The organism is Methylobacterium oryzisoli, from assembly GCF_046557895.1.
In the GTDB taxonomy this organism is placed as follows: Bacteria; Pseudomonadota; Alphaproteobacteria; order Rhizobiales; family Beijerinckiaceae; genus Methylobacterium; species Methylobacterium oryzisoli.
In genome coordinates, this window is sequence record NZ_JBKIBX010000090.1 from 1 (window position 1) to 6,641 (window position 6,641).

15 protein-coding genes are annotated in these 6,641 nt (G+C 65.8%); 1 reads left to right on the top strand and 14 read right to left on the bottom strand.

What is annotated here, in order from left to right; all coding sequences use genetic code 11:
* The coding region (locus tag ACKUB9_RS33795) for a tyrosine-type recombinase/integrase (RefSeq protein WP_407531013.1) at positions 1–1,399 on the top strand (1,399 nt) is incomplete at its 5' end.
* On the opposite strand, the gene ACKUB9_RS33800 is transcribed toward ACKUB9_RS33795, so the two are convergent.
* The 14 genes from ACKUB9_RS33800 to ACKUB9_RS33865 all read right to left on the bottom strand — a co-directional run.
* On the bottom strand, positions 1,321–1,644 hold the full coding sequence (locus tag ACKUB9_RS33800) for a helix-turn-helix domain-containing protein (RefSeq protein WP_407531015.1): 324 nt from the start codon (positions 1,642–1,644) through the stop codon (positions 1,321–1,323). The genes ACKUB9_RS33795 and ACKUB9_RS33800 overlap by 79 nt on opposite strands.
* A gap of 246 nt (positions 1,645–1,890) precedes the next feature.
* On the bottom strand, positions 1,891–2,142 hold the full coding sequence (locus ACKUB9_RS33805; protein WP_407531017.1) for a hypothetical protein: 252 nt from the start codon (positions 2,140–2,142) through the stop codon (positions 1,891–1,893).
* Positions 2,132–2,356: a hypothetical protein gene (locus ACKUB9_RS33810; RefSeq protein WP_407531019.1), complete on the bottom strand. Its 225-nt coding sequence runs from the start codon at positions 2,354–2,356 to the stop codon at positions 2,132–2,134. Before ACKUB9_RS33810 ends, ACKUB9_RS33805 begins: the two co-directional genes overlap by 11 nt.
* An 18-nt stretch (positions 2,357–2,374) precedes the next feature.
* Positions 2,375–2,659 (bottom strand): hypothetical protein, encoded by a 285-nt coding sequence (locus ACKUB9_RS33815; RefSeq protein WP_407531020.1) that lies wholly within the window; start codon positions 2,657–2,659, stop codon positions 2,375–2,377.
* Positions 2,656–2,919: a hypothetical protein gene (locus ACKUB9_RS33820; RefSeq protein ID WP_407531022.1), complete on the bottom strand. Its 264-nt coding sequence runs from the start codon at positions 2,917–2,919 to the stop codon at positions 2,656–2,658. Before ACKUB9_RS33820 ends, ACKUB9_RS33815 begins: the two co-directional genes overlap by 4 nt.
* Positions 2,920–3,043: 124 nt before the next feature.
* Positions 3,044–3,247, bottom strand: a complete 204-nt coding sequence (locus ACKUB9_RS33825) for a hypothetical protein (RefSeq protein ID WP_407531023.1) — start codon at positions 3,245–3,247, stop codon at positions 3,044–3,046.
* Between the two features lie 391 nt (positions 3,248–3,638).
* Complete coding sequence (locus ACKUB9_RS33830; protein ID WP_407531025.1) at positions 3,639–4,025, bottom strand: hypothetical protein; 387 nt, start codon at positions 4,023–4,025, stop codon at positions 3,639–3,641.
* A gap of 256 nt (positions 4,026–4,281) precedes the next feature.
* Positions 4,282–4,797 (bottom strand): hypothetical protein, encoded by a 516-nt coding sequence (locus tag ACKUB9_RS33835; protein ID WP_407531027.1) that lies wholly within the window; start codon positions 4,795–4,797, stop codon positions 4,282–4,284.
* Positions 4,794–5,429 (bottom strand): RAD52 family DNA repair protein, encoded by a 636-nt coding sequence (locus ACKUB9_RS33840; protein WP_407531028.1) that lies wholly within the window; start codon positions 5,427–5,429, stop codon positions 4,794–4,796. The genes ACKUB9_RS33835 and ACKUB9_RS33840 overlap by 4 nt, the downstream gene beginning before the upstream one ends.
* A gap of 4 nt (positions 5,430–5,433) precedes the next feature.
* Positions 5,434–5,718 (bottom strand): hypothetical protein, encoded by a 285-nt coding sequence (locus ACKUB9_RS33845; RefSeq protein ID WP_407531030.1) that lies wholly within the window; start codon positions 5,716–5,718, stop codon positions 5,434–5,436.
* Positions 5,718–5,966, bottom strand: coding sequence for a hypothetical protein (locus tag ACKUB9_RS33850; RefSeq protein WP_407531031.1), 249 nt, complete (start codon positions 5,964–5,966; stop codon positions 5,718–5,720). Before ACKUB9_RS33850 ends, ACKUB9_RS33845 begins: the two co-directional genes overlap by 1 nt.
* On the bottom strand, positions 5,966–6,214 hold the full coding sequence (locus ACKUB9_RS33855) for a hypothetical protein (protein ID WP_407531032.1): 249 nt from the start codon (positions 6,212–6,214) through the stop codon (positions 5,966–5,968). Before ACKUB9_RS33855 ends, ACKUB9_RS33850 begins: the two co-directional genes overlap by 1 nt.
* Positions 6,214–6,417, bottom strand: coding sequence for a hypothetical protein (locus tag ACKUB9_RS33860; protein WP_407531033.1), 204 nt, complete (start codon positions 6,415–6,417; stop codon positions 6,214–6,216). Before ACKUB9_RS33860 ends, ACKUB9_RS33855 begins: the two co-directional genes overlap by 1 nt.
* Positions 6,417–6,641, bottom strand: a 225-nt coding sequence (locus ACKUB9_RS33865; RefSeq protein ID WP_407531035.1) for a hypothetical protein, incomplete at its 5' end; no start/stop codon positions are given. The genes ACKUB9_RS33865 and ACKUB9_RS33860, both read right to left, overlap by 1 nt.

Here is a 6,641-nt window from a genome sequence, read left to right on the forward strand (position 1 = left end):
CACCCCTTCCGCCACCATAAAATCCGATATTGCCCAACTTATCTGCGAAATCGTCCGCTTCCCCTCTTGCGACGGGGCTTCCAGCCGGCCTATCCGTCAAATGCTGCCCATCCCCTTCGGCGTTTCGTGCGGTCGCTTGGTGGGGAGGCCGGTAGGGACGCTGACAGGGCTGGTGGGGATGGCTCACGCGATCAACAGGCTGACGGCCCGCAAGGTCGCAAACCTCGACGCGCCGGGCCGGCACGCGGACGGCGGCGGATTGTACCTCAACGTGACCGCGAGCGGGGCGAAAAGCTGGGTCTTGCTCTACCGCATGGGTGGCAAGCGGCACGAAATGGGGCTCGGCTCCGTCAACGCCGTGCCGCTCGTCAAGGCGCGCGAGCTGGCGGCCGAGGCCCGGGAGAAGATCGCCACGGGCACCAATCCCCTCCACGAGAAGCGCGCGTCCCCACCACCCGCCGTCCCCACCAAGGCAGTGACCTTCGCGGACGTCGCGCTTGCCTACATGGCTGATCGCGAGACCACCTGGCGCAACGCGGCGCACCGGGCGCAGTGGCGGCAGACCTTGGAGGTTCAGGCCGCGCCGATCTGGAGCGCGCCGGTAGCGACGATCAGCACCGCCGACGTGCTCGACGTCCTGCGCCCGATGTGGTCCACGAAGACGGAGACGGCGCGGCGCATCCGGGGTCGGATTGAGCGCGTGATCGACGCTGCGCGGGCCGCGGGGCACCGGGCCGGCGAGAACCCCGCGCGCTGGCGCGGGCACCTCGACGTGCTGCTGCCACGTCCCCGCAAACTGATGCGCGGCCATCACGCCGCCATGCCGCGTGACCGGATCGCCGGCTTCTACGCCTACCTCTGCTATCGCACCGAGCCGAGCGCTTACGCCCTGCGGCTGACGATCCTGACGGCCGCTCGCTCGGGCGAGGTGCGCGGCATGACATGGGGGGAGGTCGATTTGGCCGAGGCCCTTTGGATCGTCCCCGCGGCTAGAATGAAGGGCCACCGCGAGCATCGTGTCCCACTCTCGGCCGAGGCGCTGGCGATCCTGCGCGCCGTGCGGCCAGATGAGCCCGGTGCCGCCGATCTGGTCTTCCCCTCGCGCGTCGGCACCAAGCTCTCGGACATGGTGTTCCTGATGCTGCTGCGCCGGGCCGGCATGGGCGAGTACACCGCGCACGGCTTCCGCTCCACGTTCCGCGATTGGGTCCACGAGGATACCGCGTTCTCCGGCGACCTTGCCGAGGCCGCGCTTGCGCATCTCGTGGGTGACGAGACCGAGCGCGCCTACCGGCGGGGCGACGCCTTGGAGAAGCGGCGTCATTTGATGGATGCTTGGGCGAATTTCGTGTGCGCGGACAGGGGCGCCCCGTCCACGAGCGCCATCAGGTCGTTGTGACGGATCAGGACCGCCCCGCCGATCTGCCGTGCCTCTAAATGCCCGTCCTGGATCATCTTGTAGACGGTGGTCCGGCTGACCCCGAGCACATGGGCCGCGTCGTCCGGGCGGTAGGCCAGCGGTACGAGGAACTGCTTGGGCGCGGCGACCTTCTTGCCCTTGGCCGGCTTTTCGTTCCGGTCCTCAGCCGCCTGCGACTCAGCCGGCGCGTCCGTGTAGACGGTCTTCTGCTTCGGCCTAGGCACGGTCGTCGGCTCCTTCGGGTTGATCGGGGGTAAGGGCGGCGGGGGCGTAGCGAGTGCCGCAGAAGGGGCAGAAGCTCGCCACGACCGTTAGCTTCCGCTTCCCGCGGGGCCTAATCTTCTCGGTTGCGAGGATCGGGGCGCATCGCATCAACGTGCGCTCACGGTTGAGCATGAAGGTCACTTGCAAGCGGGTGTTGCTGGCCTTCAGTTCGCCCTCAACCCGGGACAGGCAGGTGCATTCCTCGCTCATCGTCCTGCCCCCTGATCGGGGGTGAGGGCGGCCATGACCGCAGCCCGCAGCGCCTGCTTGTGCATGGCTTCGGCTGCCGCGCTGTCGCTGGGGTGCGCGCTCGTCTCAATCCATTCGCCGTTGTCGTCCCGCCGGCAGACCCACGCCATGGTGGCCCGCGGGCGGCGAGTGTTGAGCGCGGTACTCCACCGATCGTGTTCGGCAAAGGCAGCCGCAATCGCCCCCTCGGGCAGTGTCTCATCCGACATGGGATGCCCCCTCGCCCGACCTCCGCATGGCGGCACGGATCAACCCCCAGCCGATGCGCAGTAACTCGCCGCGGGACAGCGCCCACCTCCTGTGGCTCTCCGGGTTCAGGTCCATGATGTGCAGCACGTATCCGCGGTAATCGCCCGGACCCACGCGAAGCATCGGTCCCTCGGGGAGCCAGAACACAGCCTTGGTGTTTGGTGTGTTCGCCATCTCGTCTCTCCTCAAATCTCAAGCACAATCCCGCCGCCGAAACACCGCCACGGGCCGCCCGTGACAGATCGCGCGGCCTGAATTCAGGTACCCGACTTTTTCCCACTCCGATCGGATAAAGACCGCTCCACAAACCCGTGGGTCTAAGAACAAAGGAGGCGGCGCCACGGCCCGAACGTCGTCTATCGTGACCGTGCGACCGTCCTTGCCTAACTCGACCGCCTTGCGCCGGGCGTAGGCCAGCCAGTCGGCGCGGTGCTCCTCGTACAGGGGGAGGATCTGGGACTCGAAGGGGGAGGTCATGCGGCGTCTCCTTGAGACTGGAGAGCGGCCCGCCCCGCGTCGGTGATCCGCCATGTGCGCGAACCGCACCGCGCCTTGCCGACTAGTTCAACCATCCCGGCCGCTGACATCTCGCGCAGCGGCGCGTGCGCCCAATCCGAGAAGTTGTTCCCGCGGCAGCATCTGTGCCCGATGTCGAAGGCTGTCATGCAGCCGTTCTTCTCCCAATCCCATGCATCCAAGGCCGCGAGCACGCGCCTGCGCTTTTCGGTGATCTTCACTGGCGCTTCTCCTGTTTCACGCTCCCCTCAATCCGCGCCTGCAACGCGCGCAGTTGCTCGCGCGTGATCCCGGACGGGGGAGGGGAGTGGGTGGGGCCGTAAGGGGTGGGTACGGAGGGGCGGGTCACTGCAACCAACCCATGAGAAGTCCGGGAACAAGATCCCCCAGCAGGTAGACCCCACTGCCAGCGACGAGCGCGCCGATCGCCGCGATGCCGACAGCCCGCCAGCCGTCGAGGCGCGTCCGCATCTCGTCGTCGTCCCAGACGGCCATTTCGTATTGGCGAGACTTCGCGCGCCATGCGGCATCAGATCTGTAAGGCGCCATGACTAATCCCCGAATTGATTTGAGAGGACTAGCGGCCTAGTCGCAGTTCTCTGGGCGGGTGCTTTTGCAAACCCGCGCGATTGGATCTTCTGCCGAGGCGCGAAGCCTCCGAACTTCGCCTCTCTCCTTTTCGCGCGGGCTATGTCTGCGACGTCCTGAGCGGTCTTCCCGCCGGGTGCCCTATGGCAGCACGATCGACCTAGGAGCTTCCCGTCCGCGGCCGTCAGGGGCCTTGTCTTGTCGAGGATCAGCGCCTCAGGGATGACGTGATCGAACTCCACCGCTTTGCCGGTGACGTCGAGGCCACACCCTTCACAGTGTATCCGGCTCCCTCGCATGGATCGGCGCAGCATCTCGGCCTTCATGGACCGAGTGAACTCGCGTCTCGCAATCATGCTGCGCCTCCTCCGGACTTGGCCTTCGCGCGGCTGATCCGCGTCATGTGTCCGCAGCGCTCGCACTTAGTGCGACTTCTCTCGCTGAGGCGCTTCATTTCTTCCAAGTAACGTTGCTGCGCGCAAAAATGCTGGCTTTCTTCGTTAGCAAGCTGTCGAAGAACCCACATCGGCTCAAGCCGCGTGCGGCAGTTGCTACATTCAACTTCCGTTTCGCCCTGCCGGATCAGGAACGTGACGTTGATCATCCGGCCGTCGCGCCAGAAGTACGAGTGATTGCACTCTTGGCCGAAAGACGCGTCCACGCACTGGATGGAACGGCCCTCTTCCGCGATCGGCGCCTTGAACCGGATCGGCAGGCGCGTGACCTTGTCGTCGCTCATGCCGACCTCCGCCGAGCCTGCGGCAGCAATGCCGCTGGTACGATGCAGAGGTTGGTCCCCTTCACCCAAGACGGGGCACGCTCAGCGCCATCGTCCGTGCGACGACAATCCTCTAGGTCTTCGCCTCTGCCCTTGGGCCACCAGAGGGCGCGGTATGGACCGGCTGCTAGATCCAGCATCTCGGAACGAGTGCCGGTGCGGATGGGCGTGAGGCCGGAGAAGCCATCGCCCTGCTTTAGTGCGAGGGTCCAGCGCATTAGGCGGCCCTCCCGGACTGCCAGTGCTGAAACTGAAACCAAATGTCTTTCCAGCGCTCGCCAGCCAATGAGCCGGCAACGATGTCCCGCTTGCGACTGACGCCGCAAAGACGCTTCACCATCTCCTCAGAGATCGATTGCGCGGCGACTGTGCCGCCATGTGGCGCGAGTTCTTCCGTCACATGTTCGCGCAGATCGCGGTAAGCCTCCTGCTCAAACAGGAAATCGAAGAACTCAATGCGATCCACAGTCATCGCCACCTTGCTTGCCAGCGGCGTCTGACGGCGCTCAGGGGCGGGAGAGGGCGCAGGAGCCGGCTCCGCAGGCTGGTCAGCCGCGACCGCCGCCTCGTCCGTAAGCCGCGCGATGGCGACCGGAGCCCCCGGCTTGGCGAACAGCGCGAAGGCGTCCGCCATGTGCCGAGGCTCAATGTCAAGCACGATACGGAGCGTGCCGTCCGCTAAGGTGCTGAGCTTGGTGTAGGCAGCGGGGATGATGAGGGCGCGGTCGCTCATGCTGCCGCCCCTTCGCTGGCCTTCGTCAGAGCCGCCATGACGGCAGCACGGTCATCCTTGGATGCGGCCTTGAAGCCGGCGCGGAACGTCGGGTCCCCCTTCAGCATCTCCACGCCCGCCGGTCCCTCGCAGATCTCGATCTCGTGGAGCATCTGCGGGACGGACATGCCGGCCGGCTCGTCAGCCACGTTCGCCTGATCCTTGTCGTAGAGCGCGAGGCCGAACGGGTTGCCGAACGTCATGAGGGCGCGCTTCATGGCGTCCGTCTCGGCTTCCTTCAGCGCGCTCTCGTGTGCCTGCCCAAGATCCTTGTCGATGCCAGAGCCGTAGCCGCAGCCATCGCGTGTGATGTCGCGGCCATCCATCCCGAGGGCGCCAGCGCGCACGGTGATCCGGACGCGGGCCATGTAGGCGACGCGCCATTTGCCATCGATCTGCCGGGCTTCTCCAACCTCCCGCAGGTCGATCGTCTCCCGATCCCAGGCGTCGAAGCCGAAGATCCGGTTGGCCTCTGCAATGGCGTGCCAACCCTCGACGTATGAGAGCTTGCGGCCTGCCTGAGAACGGTCCTTGACGTGCTTGCGATCGAGGGGCGCCTTGAGTGCGGCGAGTTGCTGATCCGTGAAGGCCATCGCTTCACTCCGCCGCCAGAGACAGAGGACCGTGCGCGTCGTTCAACAGATCCGCATCGATCACCGGTAAATCCAAGCCGAAGGGATCGCGGATGTTGGCCGAGGCACGGAGTAGGGCAGCCTCGCGCTGCATCTCGTCGGCCAGCCACAGAGCCGTCACGCGCTCGTCTACAGACAAGCAGTCGTCCCGATTGATGGCGTTGCTCAGCCGCCGACGAGCGGCGCGAAACATCTCCGCATAACGGATGCAGTCGGTGAGACTGACGGATGAGGTGAGGGCGTGCGACATCAGGCGATCCCCGGAATACGGAAGCCATGCTTGCGGGCGAGAAAATCTGTGCTGCGGGCAGAGATCAGGAATTGCCGGGCGTTGGCGTAGAGACCGCGCCCTCGCTGCTCCTGCGCGTTAATGAAGGCTTGGACGGCATCCCGCCGGCTCACACGGTCCTGCGTATCGCCGTGGCAGCGCGTGCCGGATACGGAGACCCTAGCGCGGGCGATGGCGGCCTTGCGGCGCTTAGCGGGGGAGGGGCGCATCAGTCGCCCTCCGCCACGCGGATACCGTCATCGACCGCCTGCGCCATCGCGTCGTGCTCGGCGAGCCTATGGAGGCGCCAGCCGGTCGTGCGGTAGTCAATCCACGAGCCTGTCTCCGTGTCGATAACGCGATGGACGCCTTCCTGAACCGGCCGGATCACGAGAGGCAGGACGGACTGGCCCATGCGGCGCTCAAACGCGCGCTTCAGCCGCTCTTCGAGAGGAGCGTATCGGACGAACCGGCTCATCACGCCGCCCCCACCAGCAGGCGGATCACGCAGGCGACGAAGCCGCCCGAGACTGCGGCGAGCAGGATCGCGACGACCATGCCGGACCCGCGGCCCTCACCATGCTCGTCCTGGGGACGGCGGGCGGGGGCGTAGATCAGGCGGTCGCCGTCGTCGGTGATGCCGAAGGCGGGGCGGGAGGTGGAGGGAAGGGGAGTGGGCATCAGATTTCCTCCGCTTCAGCGCCAGCAAGAACGAGCGCAACCTTGGTCCCCGCAAAATAAGCGGCGCACGCTTCTTCCTCGGTCGCGAACGATCCCAGAAAGATAAGCTTGCCGTTTACGAATGTTCTTACCCTAAATTGCGATCTTCCCGGGTCGAAGAACCATCCCTTGCCGCCGCCATAATCCACAAGCACTGCGCGGTTCAGCGTGCTCTCAAGGGCAGA

What these genes read in the sequence shown, in the direction of transcription:
- ACKUB9_RS33825 (WP_407531023.1), bottom strand. Translation starts at nt 3,247, where the DNA reads ATGGCGCCTTACAGATCTGATGCCGCATGGCGCGCGAAGTCTCGCCAA.
- ACKUB9_RS33805 (WP_407531017.1), bottom strand. Translation starts at nt 2,142, where the DNA reads ATGTCGGATGAGACACTGCCCGAGGGGGCGATTGCGGCTGCCTTTGCC.
- ACKUB9_RS33835 (WP_407531027.1), bottom strand. Translation starts at nt 4,797, where the DNA reads ATGAGCGACCGCGCCCTCATCATCCCCGCTGCCTACACCAAGCTCAGC.
- ACKUB9_RS33855 (WP_407531032.1), bottom strand. Translation starts at nt 6,214, where the DNA reads ATGAGCCGGTTCGTCCGATACGCTCCTCTCGAAGAGCGGCTGAAGCGC.
- ACKUB9_RS33845 (WP_407531030.1), bottom strand. Translation starts at nt 5,718, where the DNA reads ATGTCGCACGCCCTCACCTCATCCGTCAGTCTCACCGACTGCATCCGT.
- ACKUB9_RS33850 (WP_407531031.1), bottom strand. Translation starts at nt 5,966, where the DNA reads ATGCGCCCCTCCCCCGCTAAGCGCCGCAAGGCCGCCATCGCCCGCGCT.
- ACKUB9_RS33815 (WP_407531020.1), bottom strand. Translation starts at nt 2,659, where the DNA reads ATGACCTCCCCCTTCGAGTCCCAGATCCTCCCCCTGTACGAGGAGCAC.
- ACKUB9_RS33860 (WP_407531033.1), bottom strand. Translation starts at nt 6,417, where the DNA reads ATGCCCACTCCCCTTCCCTCCACCTCCCGCCCCGCCTTCGGCATCACC.
- ACKUB9_RS33830 (WP_407531025.1), bottom strand. Translation starts at nt 4,025, where the DNA reads ATGAGCGACGACAAGGTCACGCGCCTGCCGATCCGGTTCAAGGCGCCG.
- ACKUB9_RS33840 (WP_407531028.1), bottom strand. Translation starts at nt 5,429, where the DNA reads ATGGCCTTCACGGATCAGCAACTCGCCGCACTCAAGGCGCCCCTCGAT.
- ACKUB9_RS33810 (WP_407531019.1), bottom strand. Translation starts at nt 2,356, where the DNA reads ATGGCGAACACACCAAACACCAAGGCTGTGTTCTGGCTCCCCGAGGGA.